Here is a 14,680-nt window from a genome sequence, read left to right as displayed (position 1 = left end):
AAGATTGGCGGTGAATATAGTCCTAGCCCTCAAAATCTGAGTGGAGGGCAGTTTGCAAATGCGCCTGATTTCCGAGTTGGCTGGGTAAATAGAGCTTATCTCAAACCTTTGGGCAATTTTTGCGAAAAACCCCTGAAAATACAGCGGAGCGAATTAAAAGGACTCTCGCAAAAAGGGCAAGTTTTGATTCATGAAGATTGGCTGCAAATAGCTGATAGAATCGCCAGCAAAGACTCTCAAAAATAACGCTAAATTTTGATATTTGACCTAAAAACCAGTTTTTATACGAAAAATAGGTCGTTTAAAAAACTTGTTACTTTGGGATTTATACCGAAATAATAATCCTGGTTTGCTTGGCGACAGCTTATGACAAAATTGAGCGCTCAAACGGCCATCAAATTAAAACGAGTTTTACAAGTTGCGGCAGCAGTCCCAGGAAATTACCACCGCTTTTTGCAAGCTGGACTAATTGATTTCCAGTCGGATTTCCCACAACTTGTCCCCCACTGGCAAACAGCTTTTGCTAACTTGCAGCCCGTTGACAAACAAACAGTCCGGCAAAATCCCGGGTTATTTCTGGCGAATGTTGAGGATGTAGTTTACCGAGGAATGACTAGCGGAACTTCCGGTCAATCTTTTACATACTTTGCCGGAAATGAGTGGAATGAAGCACGTTTGTTGGCAAGAAAACGTGCTTTAGCTTGGTGGGGAATTGACGAACAAGTCCCCATTATTAATCTTGCTAGCCGTTTGCAGCCGCTGCGAGTTAACGATATTTCATTGATTGGAAATATCGCGCCGGATTTCCTGCAAAATTTGGCAAAACTGTTGCATAACAAATCGGCTGTCATTCGAGGTTATCCCAGTCGTTTGTGCGAAGTGGCTGCTGCTCTTTTCGGAGATTCAATACCTGCGGTTTTAGGGGTGATTTGTACCGGGGAGGTTTTATTTGAATTCCAAGAACAATTACTGCGAGCGGTGTTTCAAGCTCCAATTATTAACGAGTACGGTTGTCAAGAAACAGGAATTTCGGGTTTGAGTTGTCCTGAATGCGGGCGGCTGCATTTAGATATAGATCGATGTTTGTATGAAATTATTGACGGTGAATTAGTCACTACAGATTTATACAATCATACCATGCCTTTGGTTCGCTATCAGTGCGGCGACCGCATTCAATTAAATCCTGATGTTTGTCCTTGCGGGCGTTCGGGATTAACAGCAAAAATTCTCGGCCGCAGTCAAGAACAAATCGAGACGCAGCAAGGCTTAAAATATCCTGGGGAAATCTATTTGCCCGAGTTTGACGGGATTCTTAACTATCAAATAGTCAGGCAAGATCGAGAACAAGTAGATATTTGGTTGCAAGTCGAACAGCACAAAGTTCTAGAACTGCAACCTTTACAGCTTTGGTTAGAAAATTTATGGGGAGAAGTTCGAGGGAGAGTAATTGTAGATTCATCGGATTTGAGTAAACTGGAAAATCCACAAAACTGTAGCGCTTTAGAATGGATCGAATGGGTAACACAAAAATCTTGGAACGAGTGGTTGGAATCGGGTTTATTACCCCTAGGAGAAGCCCGAGAAGTTGCCTTATTGTTAAAAAGTTTAATTGAGCAGAAAATGATGGTAAGTTCGGGGATATCCCCGGTGGCTGCTGCATCTATCGAACGGCTTTTGCTGCGTTCAACTTATCGGGAACTGCCCGTAGAATTGATGGCGGTACGGGTATTGCTGTTTGCCTGTAGCTTTTTAACCGATAGCCAAAAAAGGCAGCAGATATACCGCCACGCCCAGAAGCGCTTAGCCGAGATGAATTGCCGGGAATATCCGGCGATGGTAGATTTACTAATTCCCAGTTTAGGATTTGAAAATAGCACCGCTGCATCTATCTGGGAAAATACTAATTTACCCGAGACTGGTAAGCTTGATGTATTTAACATTCAGCACTTGTTAGCAGCCTTCAATTTAGCAGCAAGTAAAGCCAAAAAAGCCAATCCAACTCTAGCGATAGCCTGGAAACCAATTTTAGCTGTTTTAATCGGAGATTTGAATTTTTGGGCTGACAGATTTCAAATCCAAATTTTAGGATATTGGTGCGAGTTAGCGAGTGGAAAAGCCATCGCACTCAGTAGCAAATACCGCAGCCCAACAGGCGACAGTTTTTTAGACGCTTGGTTAACTTGGCGACAAGCAATTACGGGCTATCGCGATCGCGAATCAGCTACAATTGCATTATCTCAGTTACAAGCAACAGCAACTTTACTGACAGAGGTAGCGCGAGTAGAACTGGAACAAGGATATGCTAAACTGCTGTGGGAAACTGACATTAATCCTATAGAATGGTTAAATAAAATTTCCAATAATGCTGGGTTAATTGACCGCAGCTTACCTGATGGAGTTCTCGATCCAATACCTTGGATACCGCTATTGTTAAAATTAGCCAAACTTTTGTTAGCGCGGGGAGAAGGGGAATTAGCCTATCAGTGTTTAATTGCGTCGGCACCGCCGGATATGCGGGCTTCTGGATTTGAAAGATTAGCGCGAGAGATGAATTACAAACAATCTATAATTTGCGATCGCACCTAATGATAAGTTTAACTCTAATTATACTGGGAAACAGCAATCCTGACTGGGAAATAGAGGCGAGAGCCACTTTTCACAAACAAGCCTATGACTTAAAACAGGTAATGAGATTCAATCCCTCAAACTTGGATAACACGGTTTATTTTACATCCTGTTTGCAACTTTTAAATACAATTAATACAGAAGTCACAGCTATTTTACCAGCAAATACACAATTAAATTTTTTGCTACCTCAACTAGCAAATACTGCACTGGCATTCTTACCGCCCAGGATGGAGTTTCCCCTAGAAACTGCCCGACAATATCCTGTCGTTACCTTAGCTTGGATGGCATCAACTTTTTTGGTAAAAGCGGCACTACCGCAGTTAGAAATAAATCGTTGGAATTTGTTAGCAGTTGCTGGGGAATTAGAACGGCAAAACATCGCTTTTTCTTGGGCTTCTGCTCGGGAAAATACTGCTATTTTAGAGTGGGGTAATTATCAAATACAAGCTGATTATCTATGGAAAGGTTCAGAGATAAATAACAGCTATATCTGCACAAATCTCCCTAAAGAAAACATCAAATATTCTCGAAATCGCGATCTAATTACTAGCAAATCTCGCGTGCTGGCTGTGATTCCCCATTATCGCTGCGAACAGTTTCTCCATCGCTGCTTGCAGTCTCTGGTAACTCAAACTAGACCTCTGGACGGTATTGTAGTTATTGATGATGGTTCGGATGTGCCGCCTGTAGATATCGTGCGAGACTTTCCGGGTGTGACTTTATTAGCTTCAGCTTTGAATGTCGGCCCTTACCGCTTAATTCAACAGGTGATTTGTCAAACAAGTTATGATGCTTATTTATTTCAAGATGCCGATGATTGGTCGAGCAGCTATCGGCTGGAGTTGCTGTTAGCAGCCGCCGAAAGTTATGGAGCGGAATTAGTCGGAACTCAGGAGTTGCGAGTGTTTGAAGATGACAGGGTTTTACCGGTGGTTTATCCTCTCAATGTTAGCGCCGCCCTAGCAGGAAAACCGGGGCATCCGCTGTTGCATCCTACCAGCTTAGTTTCGCGGAATTTAGTGTTGAGATTGGGCGGTTTTGCTACGGGATTGCGGTTTTCGGGAGATACTGAGTTTTTGTTGCGAGCGCAGTTTGCTGCGACAATAGTTAATGTTCCTGATTTCGGTTATTTTCGCCGGCACCGAGCTGGTTCCCTAACTACCGATCGAGCAACTGGATTAGATTCTCCAGTGCGTTTAGAATTGATTCAGCAGCTCAAAAAAAGAGCGATCGCCAATAGTGCTGCCGTGCGGTCAGGCAAATTACCGGATTTGCGTCCTTTGGAGACAGCAGGGGAGATCGAACTCAATTATATAGCCGGTTCTGCCCTTGAGAGCTCAGACCTATCGATTTGAGATTTGAGATTTGTAATGACTGATTCTGGATGAGCGGTATCAATATCGTGTTACAGGTAATTATCCCCGTTAAAAATCGTCCCGAAATCGTTGACTGCGTGCGATCGCTTTTAGCAGTTGGTTATCCCGTGACTAAAATCATTATTTGCGACGGCGGTACCGCTGAATCTAAATGTTTAACGGTTTTACAAGATTTAGCCAACTTATCACAGGTAGAGTGGTTCAAGTATCCTCAATCTGATTTTAATAAATCTCAGTTAATTAATCAGGGTATTCTCCAGGCTAGTAGCGAATACTTGCTGATTTCTGATGCTGACATCATCTGGAACAGACAAGGAATTTTACAACTATTATTTTCGATTTTAGAACCAAGTGCTCTGGAATTATTGTCTTTAAAAAATCGGATAGAACTTGTAAAATGTCTCCCAAAAACATCCTCTTTATCGGGTGTAAGTAATTCAAAAAAAGAGATTATTTGCTATGTAAGAACTGTAGCAGAGTCTTGCCTGCAAACAACGGCTTTAAAGCGGGAACGCTATACTTACAACATCCAGAAGGGGGAACAGATTGCTGCTGTTAATATTGTAATGGCGGTGGCGGGCAATAGCGCTCGACCTGGATGCGGTTTGCTCTGTACCCGCAAACAAACGTTATTATCATTAGGAGGATATAAAGAAAGTTTTACAGGTTGGGGATGGGAAGACCAAGATTTGCTGATTCGCGCTACCCTTTTTGGCATCAAGATATGCGCTGCGGGAAACGTAATTCATCTTTCTCATAGTGATGCTGCGCGCAATCAGCACCACCAGCAATTGCCGCCAACACAAACGCGAGATCGTAACATCATTTCTTGCTTGCAATCTCTCCAAAAAGGCGATATATTTGGAGACTTACGGCAACCAGCAATGCTACCTCGTCCATTGTTGGAAATTACCACCAATTTTACCCCTAATTCTATTTGTGAGTGAACTTCAGTTATCCTTAATTATTACCTACCGCCAGCGGGAAGAGCATTTGAGAACTCAACTCGCGTGGTGGAGAACTCAAGCCTCGGAAAGTTTATTATCTCTTTGCGAAATCATTTTAATTGAACTCGATTGCATTCCTTCGGCTTGGATTTTACCAGAAATTACCAACCTGCCAGTCAGTTACAATTATCTGCCCGTTGGGGGAACTTTTCATAAAACCAAAGCTTTAAATTTAGGTTTATCTCTGGCGCAAGGGCAATGGGTAGCTGCTTTTGATGTCGATCTCATTCCCTACGGAGATACTCTCGCTCGCCATCTAAAAATGGCTCAACTTTCAGCCCAAATGTTAGTAACTGGCTATCGAATGATGTGCGATACTCGGAACCTGGATTTTGCTCAAAATTTGGCTATTATCGAACAGTCGCAAATTGCACCAGAAGATATGCCCACCGCGCTATTTAAGCACTTGCTCCGGCGGGAAAGATTTGGAGTTTTACCCCTATTTCAAAGCCAACGCTTAATCGAAATCGGGGGATGGGATGAGACATTCATTGGCTGGGGAGCTGAGGATCAAGATATTGTGGAACGATACTTAGGAGAGGATAGATATTTTTGTCGCTCGCCTGAATTAATCTACATCCATTTAGCGCATCCACCCGATAATAATTGGTCGGAATCTTGCTGGATCGAACAAAATCGCCAGCACTATTATACTAAACGTCAGTCGATTTGAAATTTGAGATTTGAGATTGACTGCACAGATGAATCTGATAGCTTGAGCTTTTGGTTAAACCAGATCTAAGTTTCAGTAATATCAAATTGAAGTTGCGGCGAAGCGCGGCATTTGACTTTTGCCGGCTCAAAGCAAGCTCGGTCAGTAGTACGGTAGCGATGCGGGCCGACACACTTAAATTTAAACACAAACACAGCCTGGTTGAAGTAAAAAGGTGATGATTGTTCGCATCGGCACTTCAGGTTGGAGTTACGACCATTGGGAAGGTGTGCTTTATTCCCACCAGCTACCGCCTTGCCAAGAGCTCGATCGCTACATTCAGCACTATCAAACAGTCGAAGTTAATAGCAACTACTACCGCAGAGATTAACAGCAAGACTGAAACGACAAGCGCGACGATCGAGAAGCGCAGAGCGTTCGTGGAACAATAATTGAGGTCTTCGAGATTTCACAACAAATCCCCTCTGATTGTTTGCAGCTTAAATTCTCTAGCATTCGGCATCTGCTTTCGTGAAAAAATTAAAATGCTTCAAATTGGCAGACGATTTGATTGTGTTTTAGCAGGCAGTTCTAAGACTTTCCTCTCTCTACAGGACTAAGTTGAAGGATAGAATGCGATCGCTTGCATCAGATTTCAAACTATAAATTTAGCGGTACACTTTACTTTCCAAGCATTGGTCGTACCTGCAATCTCTCGAAGTTCCAATTAGAACCTCCAACGATCGGCTTTTATTTTGATTGCAACCTGCAGTTCATGTCGCATACATAGCGATCGCTGAGCACTTGCTGGGCCGACTGCTGGAGGATCTTGTTAGGCACGTTCTTGCTCTACCATGACTCTGGATACTCGTCGTGGGTTGGAAGCCCCCCGCTAGCACAACTCCACGGCGCTCTCGATGCCCAGAAAATGCGATCCGTCGGAGCCATAGGCGGTGCTGTATCCAGCGACCCGGCTGGAACAACCACAATTAGGCCGTTGCGCGTTAGACGCGGGACCGGGCACCCGCAATGACTGCAAAACCATTTGCTGAAGCTATGAGCCGTGGGAAGGTCATAACGTGTGATGCCTTCCTCCCCTGAAAGCCATCGGAACTGGCTCGGCTCAACGGTTAGATTTGTGGCGTGGCCTGTGCCCGTGCCTTTGCGACACCGCGAGCAGTAGCAATGAGCCATTTTCTGGAACGGTGGGTTCACTTCAAAGGTCACAGTTCCGCAAAGGCAACTACCGTGAATGCTGGGCTTATCCATCTGCTCTCTCCGAGTGTCTAAATATTATTAGGCTGAACGATTCTAGCTATCCACCAGAACTAGATGGACAGCCAGAATTGTTCTGTATATCATTCTAAATTTAGTGGACAGGTAGAATTGTTCCGTATATTAGGTATTTTCTGGAGGAAAGGCTGAATTTTTCCGCATATCCTCAAGTGCAATTGCCCGTTGCCCTAGGTTGAGTTGAGCTTGCCACGTCAAGGCTTGTGAATCAGGGTAACGTGAAACCAAACATGGCTCGATGGGGCGAACGCACCGGGGTTGAGGTGGAGAAGCATTTATGAGTATCGGGTTTCATCCTTCAACCCAACCTACAAGAGCGGGCGATCGCATTAAATTGCAAGGCTAGAATGCGATCGCTTGCATTAGGTTTCAAACTGCGAATCTCGCACTCACACTTCGCTCTCCAAGCATTGGTCGTACCTGCAATTTCCAGAAGTTCCAATTAAAACCTCCAACGATTAGCCTTCATCGGACAACATCAAATGGCTGTACACAGAGAGTGCAACACCTTTGTGCAAAGATAGCTAACAGTTCAGGTCAGCGGTTGTTGGACTCTGGAGCATCTCACCTAAGCGGCTTCAGGCAATCCGCTGCACCAGAATGTTATATTTCTTTTGATGCTATCGCCTGAACTACTGCGCCAATGCCAGTGTGATAAATACCTTCTACTACATCACGCTCAAGCTCAATTAGATGCCTAAACTTTAAGCCAGCTAACTCAAGGCTTAAAGATTCTTTAGATTGCATCGAATCTATTGAATTTCCGCCGCCAGTACCGTGCTTCAACTGCTCGGGTGTATAAGCCTCAAGCAGAAACACACCGTTTCGCTTTAACCCGGATTCAACTTTTTTATGAAGTTGTTTTCTTATTGAAGAGGGCAACGGACAAAATATAGATACAATTCCGTCCCATTGATTTTCGCCTAAATCATAATCTGCTAAATTAGCATGAATAAACTCAACAACCACCCCGTTATCCTCGGCCAGCTTTCTGGCCTTATTCAAACCAACTAGAGAGGCATCTACAGCGGTTACAGAGTAACCCTGTTTCGCAAGGAAAACGGCATTCCGCCCTTCTCCTTCGGCCAAGCTCAGAACTTTACCTTTTGGAATACTGCTGAAGTTTGCTTCCAAAAACTCGTTCGGGTTTGTGCCATATACATACTCTTGGGCACTGTATCTTTCATCCCACATCTGTTTTCTCCAATTGTTGCTATTGGCACATTTGATGCCAAAAAAATATAACTGTGTATTCAACCGCAGATATGTGGATAATACCCTTACCGGGGGGTGGATTATCCATCAGATATGTTGGACAACATCCTAGTTTTAAGGAATTAAACAGAAACGAAAGCAGGTTAAGTCCGGGTTCTTGGGTGTTATCCATCGCGAATGATAGTTAATCCTGGAAATCAGGGGTGTTATTTGTCACTTGAACTGAAGACCACCCCTATATCTGTCTTATCCAACATTAACCTAATGTCGCAATCTACCGCTCCGATGCAGCTTTACCGCTTGCTGGAGGCGGAGCCTTCGCGAATCATGCCAAGGCGGAGTATTAGAACGAGTGCGATCGCCCCCCGCTGTATGTTGGGTTGAGCTTGCCACGTCAAGGCTTGTGAATCAGCAGGGTAACGTGAAACCAAACATGGCTCGATTGGACGATCGCACCGGGGTTGAGGAGGAGAAGCAATGATGAGTATCGGGTTTTATCCTTCAACCTAACGTACAATATCGGGCATCGCATTAAGTTGAAGGATACAATGCGCTCGCTTGCATTAGATTTCAAACTATAAATCTAGGAGTCACACTTCACTCTCCAAGCATTGGTCTTATCTGCAATCTCTAGAAGTTCTAATTAGAACCGATATAAATAGGGTTCCGAACAGGACTCTACTGCTCTTTTTACCGCTCGGCTTGTTCACGTGTTAATAACAAAGCTTTTTGGATGGCTGCTTTTCCTTCTTCCGTTCTGTCTACGGCATTAAGCACAAATCCCAGGTTATAGTAAGCTGCCGCATAGCTTGGATCGAGTTCGATCGCTTCTTCAAATGCTGCAATTGCTGCATCAAATCGACCTTGATTACCAAGTATTTGTCCGAGGTATTGATATACAACAGCCGAATTAGGTGCCAGTTCTGTGGCGCGCTGAAGTACGGTGATAGCATCTTCGTATCTGCCCTGCTTATTCAAAGCAATACCTAAATTGTAATGTGCAGCAGCAGATTGAGGAGCAACCTGAATTGCCTGTTGAAAATTATGAATTGGCTCGCCGTATCTCTCTAGATTTACAAGTACCATACCAAGACCAACAAAAGCCTGTGGTTGGCTCGAATCAATCTCGATCGCTTTTTGATAGACTGTCATAGCCTCGGAAAATCTTTGCCGCTCGGCTAGTGTTGCAGCCATATTCACGTAAGCTGCTGAATAATTAGGTGCAATCCTAATAGCGTTTTGGTAAGCCCAGATAGCTTTCTCACCTTGACCTTGATAATCCAAAGCCATTCCTAGCTTGAGGTAGACATACGCATTATCAGGATCGTGCTTCAGAAAACGCCTCCATATTGACTCAGCCTCAACATATTCACCAGCTTGCTGTGCTAAATCTCCGGCTTGAAATAGTTTTTCCAAATCCATAAATTTTCTCCCCCATGCAAAAGACCAATAACAGCCATCTTGGTGGTGAGGGTCGTAGGGTTCAATTTGCATTCCCAGATGAACTCCTGTTAACTCTGAAAGCTTATGAGAGCATACTACAATACTCTACAATGTCTGATAGCTGGGCTTTGAATGCTTATAGATAACTTTTAGGGGACTTTCGCTGATTAATTAGCAATGACCCCAGTGTGGGAGGCATCATATTAAGGCGTTGAGGAGGGCTTGATGACCAAAACAGGATTAGGTATTCAAGAATTACTGTATTGTGAGCGATCGCAAATTCTCGCCATTGCCCAAAAGCACGGAGCCTACAACGTGCGCGTATTCGGTTCGGTAGCGCGGGGCGAAGCGACCCCAGAAAGCGATATTGATTTGTTAGTGGATTACGATTTAGAGAAAATTACGCCTTGGTTTCCAGGTGGGCTATTGCTCGATCTAGAACAACTACTCAATCGCAAGGTCGATATCGCCACAGTGGATATGCTCAAAGAACGCATTCGCGAGCGCGTTTTGCAGGAAGCTGTACCCCTATGAGACGGGAAGCCCAACGGCTGCAAGATATATTAGATGCAATAGCTGCAATTGAACGATATGCAAGTCAAGGCAGGCAGGCATTTGATAACCAAGAATTAATCCAAATTTGGATTGTTCATCACCTGCAAATTATTGGAGAAGCAACAAATGCGTTATCGTCCGAATTGACAGGTAGATATCCCCAAGTGCCGTGGGCGCAAATTGTAGCGTTTAGAAATCTGGTAGTGCATGAATATTTTCGAGTCTCGCTAAACTTAGTTTGGGCGATCGTACAGAATAATTTACCTCCGTTGAAAATAACAGTACAACAGATTTTACAGGAGTTGCGAGATACGTGAGTTGAGCACTTCGCGTTCCTGCCAGCAGCGTTTTGCCCAACAATTTCTGATGACCGTAAAAGCGCCCCGTGGTCTAATCCACTCCAAGCGTCTTTATTCGCCACAGAAGGAAGTGGAACGCATGAGCGAGGGACTTCAAAGCCCTGGACGATCGATTGGGTATTCTGCTCGCGAAGTGCACATCGACTGCATTTAGTGGAAGCCTGCCTTGTAACCGTTACTGAATTCGCTGCGGGTTCAAGTGGTTTTTCGCTCGGCTTTCCCAAATAAAGAATACCGAGAGCAAGTTTAGCTCCCGGTATCAACTTTTCCAGTTCCGTTGTTGCGCCAGTAAATCCAATCAGGCTCAATGAAAGGAAAATTTGCCTCACTCTATTAAGCACAACCGATCGTTATTGGTTAGCCTCTTCTTCCAAAGCTGGATTTGTTGAAGCTCCAGCAATTTCGGCTAAATTAATCTTGACGACTTTATTGCGAGCTTCAGTCACTTTGGGCAGTGTTAGCGTTAGAATGCCATTTTTGCATTTAGCTTGCACAGAGTCGTTTTGAATGGGTGCGGGCAAGGGAAGCACCCGGTGGAATTTGCCGTAGCGGAATTCAGAACGGACGTAGCCAGATTTCTCGTCAGTGTTTTCGTAGCGGCGTTCGCCAGAGATGGAAATTGCTTCACGAGTGACTTGAACGTCAACGTCTTTGGGGTCAATTCCAGGCAGTTGCGCTTTTAATACGAAGTTGTCCCCAGCATCAGCCAATTCTAGAGCGGGCATCCAAGCTGCTTCTGAGTTATTTCTTGCTGTTGCCCGTTGGTCAAAAACTTTATCGAGTTGCTGACGGATGGTTTCAATTTCCGTGAAGGGTTGCCAATAACGCATCAACATAATCTGTCACCTCAAAGATTGGTAAAGCTCTATAAGGAAAGTTTTGGTTGAAGCTCATTGCTTACAGTTATTATGATGCCGCTTCCCAAGTGACAGGAACAGTCAGGAAAACCCAACCCAGTTAGTCGTATTTTCTAGAATTAAGTGAAGAATTTAGGGGTAATTGGGATTGAAGAAAACCGTACAAAGCTATTCCTAGAAACCGAAAATGCTGGGGGAACGCCATGAGCTTGCCTCGCCCGTTCTGCTGGCGTGTGAGCGTCGGGGGAAGGATCGGTGGTGTTGCCAACCGCACCAAAAATGCGGTGCGGGTGATGTGTAGCAGTGTAAGGACGAGCACAGCGGGCAATCGCTGCTTTCCCATAGCCATCGTTCGCGCTCATGAGGGCTCTCGCATAATCCCCTTCTTAAAAATGCGATATGCACTTGCCACTCCACGATCCGCAGCAGAATCCGCTAACATACCATCCCGTGTACGACAACTGCTGTTGTTGACAATAGCTTGAGCCTCTTCAAGAGTTTCTGCTTGAATCACCCAAAGCCCCGTGCCATCATGGGGAAAAAACGAACCGCAGCTTTCGCAGTATTCCTTTCTCCTGTTGCTCGCGAAACCAAGCTAGTTCATTAAAAACCGATTGTGACAGTGGAGGGTGGGGAAAGTGGGATTAAAGAATTACTATATTACGATCGATTATGTTAGAAGAATCTACCGAAAATAAGCAGATAGCCAAGCCATTGTCGCAGGAAGCCATTCAGCTATTATTAAAGCGCACAAACCGCTTTGCGCGATCCCATCATTCAATCCTGCACCTCCGATACTAAGGGGAGTTACAGCAATTTCGGGGCGAACATCTTTTAGGTGTAGTAAATCACCTCCGATCGTCGTTCCCAATACTCCTCCCGCAAAAGCAACTGACACGTCTGAGCGGTTCACTCCGCCAACAACCAATGCCATTGCTGACAAAACCGCAACAATCGTGATTAGCCAAAACCTCGACACTCTAGTAACAATTGCTATTCCTGGAATGACTGTCACTAGGAAGTAACTAAACGACGCAACGACCGCTGTTACTATCAAAATTGCTACTGGTTGAGCGCGATGAAATTGGTAAAGCTCCCAAATAATGGGAATGAACCCTCCTGATACATTTAAACCAATATAACCGTAAAATTCGGATTGGGTTTTGTATGAAGGTAAGCACAAGCACTTTAACAACCAAAGCGGAAATATTTCAAAGCTGACTCGCTGTTTTGACTGGCGATCCTGTGTTAATATGAAGAGCGGTAAATTGATAGAGCACCCGAAAAAAGCTGCAATGAGGAGAGGTAAACCCAACCCAGGGGCAATGCCCAACCGAGCAATTAGGGTTGAAAACACAATTGGATAAATTTTGAAATATATAAAAATTGCGTACCAGAAAATAGCCACAAAAAGCAGCAAAAAAAGCAGGCAGCCAAGACAAGATTTGGGTTGAAGATTCCAGCTCGCTGCCCCTTCTCTACTGATATAAAAATTACTGTATAACCAGCGTGTCAATCGTTGTTTTATAAAATACATCACGCTACTTTAGTAGAAGAAATCTTGTAATTGCTCAACCCCCTTGACAAGAAGACGAGATAGACATTAGATCGAGGAATGGAAAAACTCCCCGACTTAAAGCAACTATCGAACGAGGCGAAAGAAGCCTTGATAATAGAGCTATGGCAAGAAATCCAAAAACTCACCGCCGCTTTAGCCACTACAGGGGAAGCAAAACCAAATAAAGTTCCCACCAAAACCAGCAAAAATTCTAGCACTCCGCCGTCGAAGGGATTCAAGGCCAACATTAAGCCATCGAAAATTGAGGGGGTAAAAAGAGCCGGGAGCGTAGGAAGAGCAGGAGGGGGAAGAGAACTACATCCTGAACCCGACCAAACAATCATCGCCCAACTCAAAAATTGTCCCCAGTGTGGAGAGAAAGTCAGCACTGCTGCCCAAAAATTGCAATCCGTCTACGAAAAAATCGAATTACCACCAATTCGTCCCATCATCACCCGAATCGAACGTTATGGTGGTCAGTGTGCCTGCTGTCATACCGAATATGTTGCACCTGTACCATTGGGAATGGAACCAGGCTCACCGTTTGGCAGTTCAATTCAAAGCTTAGTCACATATCTCCGTTACACTCATGCCATCAGTTACGAACGGCTATCGTCCATATTTGCATCTGTCTTTGGACTCAAGATATCAGAAGGAGCAATCGCCAACCTATTAGAGAAAGTCAAAACGAGTTTAGATGACCTTTGTAACTCAAATACTCCATCGGTTGCGGCGGGCAAAATTAATTTGTTCAGATGAAACCAGTGCCAGAGTTAAGGGACAGAATCAGTGGGAGTGGGTGTTTCAGAACCAGGACGTTTGTTTACACGTCATCCGTCCGAGTCGAGGAACTGGAGTAATTAACGAAGTTCTAGGAGAACATCGTCCTGATATCTGGGTGTCAGACTTATTTAGCGCTCAAAAAAATCACCCTGCACCACAATGGCAAGTGTGTTTGGCTCATCAACTGCGCGATTGCCAATATGCAATTGACGCTGGGGACAGGATTTTTGCCCCAGGGATGAAGAGGTTATTATTAAGGGCTTTTATTATCCATCGAAGACGCGAAAGGATGGAGGATACTAGACTCAAGCGATATCGAGAAAATTTACAGGAAAGATTAACCAGGATTTTGAATTTAGCGCCACATCATCCGGATGGTATCCGGTTACGAAAACGCTATGGTGGGCTAATTGACAATTTATTTCTATTTCTGGAAGATGCGACAATTCCACCCACGAATAATAATAGTGAACAGGCGATTCGGATGAGTGTAATATTTCGCCGTGTGACGGTTCTTCTGGGTTTTTGGTGAAAACCGTATAATGAGATACCACTACTTGATTTCTACCCTATGGATATTCATCTTGACAGACTGCTTAATCTACCCGATGTTACTGTTGAAAGTTGCATCCAAGAAGCACCTGAGGTTTTCTTGAAACTGCGCTTTCTTCAGGAAGAAAGTAATTGTCGATACTGCGATCATCCGAGTGATCAATTGAATCAAAATCGACCTGTATTGATACGGGATATATCGATTTTCGGTCAACCCGTTTATTTGCAGGTTCCGCGCCGCCAATTTTACTGTAGGACTTGTCAGAAATACTTTACGGAGAGTTTGAGCTTTGTCGATTGGGAACGGCGATATACCCAACGCTATGAGAATTATATCTATCAGCGAGTTCAAGCAACCACCATCGAGCAAGTTAGCCGAGAGGAAGACTTGAGTTGGGATCA

At 44.3% G+C, this 14,680-nt stretch carries 18 protein-coding genes; 11 read left to right on the top strand and 7 right to left on the bottom strand.

The genetic code is table 11. From position 1 onward, the window contains the following. The 6 genes from QUA54_RS32075 to QUA54_RS32050 all read left to right on the top strand — a co-directional run. Nucleotides 1-246, top strand: a 246-nt coding sequence (locus QUA54_RS32075) for a hypothetical protein (protein ID WP_333418831.1), incomplete at its 5' end; no start/stop codon positions are given. Nucleotides 247-366: 120 nt separating this feature from the next. Then, nucleotides 367-2,586, top strand: a complete 2,220-nt coding sequence (locus QUA54_RS32070; RefSeq protein WP_333418830.1) for a hypothetical protein — start codon at nt 367-369, stop codon at nt 2,584-2,586. Next, nucleotides 2,586-3,983: a glycosyltransferase family 2 protein gene (locus QUA54_RS32065; RefSeq protein WP_333418828.1), complete on the top strand. Its 1,398-nt coding sequence runs from the start codon at nt 2,586-2,588 to the stop codon at nt 3,981-3,983. Before QUA54_RS32070 ends, QUA54_RS32065 begins: the two co-directional genes overlap by 1 nt. 29 nt (nt 3,984-4,012) lie before the next feature. Then, nucleotides 4,013-4,951, top strand: a complete 939-nt coding sequence (locus tag QUA54_RS32060) for a glycosyltransferase family 2 protein (protein ID WP_333418826.1) — start codon at nt 4,013-4,015, stop codon at nt 4,949-4,951. Next, entirely contained in the window at nt 4,944-5,684 is a 741-nt protein-coding gene (locus tag QUA54_RS32055; RefSeq protein ID WP_333418824.1) for a glycosyltransferase family 2 protein, read from the top strand. The genes QUA54_RS32060 and QUA54_RS32055 overlap by 8 nt, the downstream gene beginning before the upstream one ends. A 217-nt stretch (nt 5,685-5,901) precedes the next feature. Continuing rightward, nucleotides 5,902-6,054: a hypothetical protein gene (locus QUA54_RS32050; RefSeq protein ID WP_333418822.1), complete on the top strand. Its 153-nt coding sequence runs from the start codon at nt 5,902-5,904 to the stop codon at nt 6,052-6,054. A 458-nt stretch (nt 6,055-6,512) separates the two neighbouring features. On the opposite strand, the gene QUA54_RS32045 is transcribed toward QUA54_RS32050, so the two are convergent. The 4 genes from QUA54_RS32045 to QUA54_RS32030 all read right to left on the bottom strand — a co-directional run bounded on the left by QUA54_RS32045 (nt 6,513) and on the right by QUA54_RS32030 (nt 9,665). Next, nucleotides 6,513-6,932, bottom strand: coding sequence for a GFA family protein (locus tag QUA54_RS32045; RefSeq protein ID WP_333418820.1), 420 nt, complete (start codon nt 6,930-6,932; stop codon nt 6,513-6,515). A gap of 322 nt (nt 6,933-7,254) precedes the next feature. Continuing rightward, on the bottom strand, nt 7,255-7,398 hold the full coding sequence (locus tag QUA54_RS32040) for a hypothetical protein (protein ID WP_333418818.1): 144 nt from the start codon (nt 7,396-7,398) through the stop codon (nt 7,255-7,257). Between the two features lie 161 nt (nt 7,399-7,559). Then, entirely contained in the window at nt 7,560-8,150 is a 591-nt protein-coding gene (locus tag QUA54_RS32035) for a class I SAM-dependent methyltransferase (protein ID WP_333418816.1), read from the bottom strand. 711 nt (nt 8,151-8,861) lie between these two features. Further along, nucleotides 8,862-9,665 carry a tetratricopeptide repeat protein gene (locus QUA54_RS32030; RefSeq protein ID WP_333418815.1) on the bottom strand — a complete coding sequence of 268 codons (804 nt, stop codon included), beginning with the start codon at nt 9,663-9,665 and terminating at the stop codon, nt 8,862-8,864. A 174-nt stretch (nt 9,666-9,839) separates the two neighbouring features. Here QUA54_RS32030 and QUA54_RS32025 point away from each other — a divergent pair, with 174 nt between their 5' ends. Further along, nucleotides 9,840-10,148, top strand: coding sequence for a nucleotidyltransferase domain-containing protein (locus tag QUA54_RS32025; protein WP_333201268.1), 309 nt, complete (start codon nt 9,840-9,842; stop codon nt 10,146-10,148). Continuing rightward, a complete protein-coding gene (locus QUA54_RS32020) occupies nt 10,145-10,486 on the top strand; it encodes a HepT-like ribonuclease domain-containing protein (RefSeq protein ID WP_333418813.1) in 342 nt (113 codons plus the stop codon). Before QUA54_RS32025 ends, QUA54_RS32020 begins: the two co-directional genes overlap by 4 nt. Nucleotides 10,487-10,878: 392 nt before the next feature. Here QUA54_RS32020 and QUA54_RS32015 read toward each other — a convergent pair whose 3' ends face one another. From QUA54_RS32015 to QUA54_RS32005, 3 genes are all read right to left on the bottom strand, one after another. After that, entirely contained in the window at nt 10,879-11,364 is a 486-nt protein-coding gene (locus QUA54_RS32015; protein WP_333418811.1) for an Hsp20/alpha crystallin family protein, read from the bottom strand. A 140-nt stretch (nt 11,365-11,504) separates the two neighbouring features. Then, a complete protein-coding gene (locus QUA54_RS32010; RefSeq protein ID WP_333418809.1) occupies nt 11,505-11,747 on the bottom strand; it encodes a hypothetical protein in 243 nt (80 codons plus the stop codon). Nucleotides 11,748-12,070: 323 nt separating this feature from the next. Next, nucleotides 12,071-12,742 carry a DUF1614 domain-containing protein gene (locus QUA54_RS32005; RefSeq protein ID WP_333418807.1) on the bottom strand — a complete coding sequence of 224 codons (672 nt, stop codon included), beginning with the start codon at nt 12,740-12,742 and terminating at the stop codon, nt 12,071-12,073. A gap of 258 nt (nt 12,743-13,000) precedes the next feature. Between QUA54_RS32005 and QUA54_RS32000 the strand changes: the two genes are divergently transcribed. The 3 genes from QUA54_RS32000 to QUA54_RS31990 all read left to right on the top strand — a co-directional run. Continuing rightward, complete coding sequence (locus QUA54_RS32000) at nt 13,001-13,702, top strand: IS66 family transposase (RefSeq protein WP_333418805.1); 702 nt, start codon at nt 13,001-13,003, stop codon at nt 13,700-13,702. Then, nucleotides 13,641-14,258 carry an IS66 family transposase gene (locus QUA54_RS31995; protein ID WP_333418803.1) on the top strand — a complete coding sequence of 206 codons (618 nt, stop codon included), beginning with the start codon at nt 13,641-13,643 and terminating at the stop codon, nt 14,256-14,258. Before QUA54_RS32000 ends, QUA54_RS31995 begins: the two co-directional genes overlap by 62 nt. A gap of 39 nt (nt 14,259-14,297) precedes the next feature. Beyond that, nucleotides 14,298-14,680 (top strand): transposase family protein (locus tag QUA54_RS31990; RefSeq protein ID WP_333418801.1); only part of this gene is annotated, 383 nt, incomplete at its 3' end.

Source organism: Microcoleus sp. MOSTC5 (genome assembly GCF_036701825.1).
Classification (GTDB): domain Bacteria; phylum Cyanobacteriota; class Cyanobacteriia; order Cyanobacteriales; family Microcoleaceae; genus Microcoleus; species Microcoleus asticus.
Note: the sequence above shows the minus strand (reverse complement) of the source record. Positions and strands in the feature narration are given on the sequence as shown.

Coding starts and splice junctions, on each gene's coding strand:
- QUA54_RS32070 (WP_333418830.1), top strand. CDS start 367: ATGACAAAATTGAGCGCTCAAACGGCCATCAAATTAAAACGAGTTTTA.
- QUA54_RS32065 (WP_333418828.1), top strand. CDS start 2,586: ATGATAAGTTTAACTCTAATTATACTGGGAAACAGCAATCCTGACTGG.
- QUA54_RS32060 (WP_333418826.1), top strand. CDS start 4,013: ATGAGCGGTATCAATATCGTGTTACAGGTAATTATCCCCGTTAAAAAT.
- QUA54_RS32050 (WP_333418822.1), top strand. CDS start 5,902: ATGATTGTTCGCATCGGCACTTCAGGTTGGAGTTACGACCATTGGGAA.
- QUA54_RS32045 (WP_333418820.1), bottom strand. CDS start 6,932: ATGGATAAGCCCAGCATTCACGGTAGTTGCCTTTGCGGAACTGTGACC.
- QUA54_RS32035 (WP_333418816.1), bottom strand. CDS start 8,150: ATGTGGGATGAAAGATACAGTGCCCAAGAGTATGTATATGGCACAAAC.
- QUA54_RS32030 (WP_333418815.1), bottom strand. CDS start 9,665: ATGCAAATTGAACCCTACGACCCTCACCACCAAGATGGCTGTTATTGG.
- QUA54_RS32025 (WP_333201268.1), top strand. CDS start 9,840: ATGACCAAAACAGGATTAGGTATTCAAGAATTACTGTATTGTGAGCGA.
- QUA54_RS32020 (WP_333418813.1), top strand. CDS start 10,145: ATGAGACGGGAAGCCCAACGGCTGCAAGATATATTAGATGCAATAGCT.
- QUA54_RS32015 (WP_333418811.1), bottom strand. CDS start 11,364: ATGTTGATGCGTTATTGGCAACCCTTCACGGAAATTGAAACCATCCGT.
- QUA54_RS32010 (WP_333418809.1), bottom strand. CDS start 11,747: ATGAGCGCGAACGATGGCTATGGGAAAGCAGCGATTGCCCGCTGTGCT.
- QUA54_RS32000 (WP_333418805.1), top strand. CDS start 13,001: ATGGAAAAACTCCCCGACTTAAAGCAACTATCGAACGAGGCGAAAGAA.
- QUA54_RS31995 (WP_333418803.1), top strand. CDS start 13,641: ATGACCTTTGTAACTCAAATACTCCATCGGTTGCGGCGGGCAAAATTA.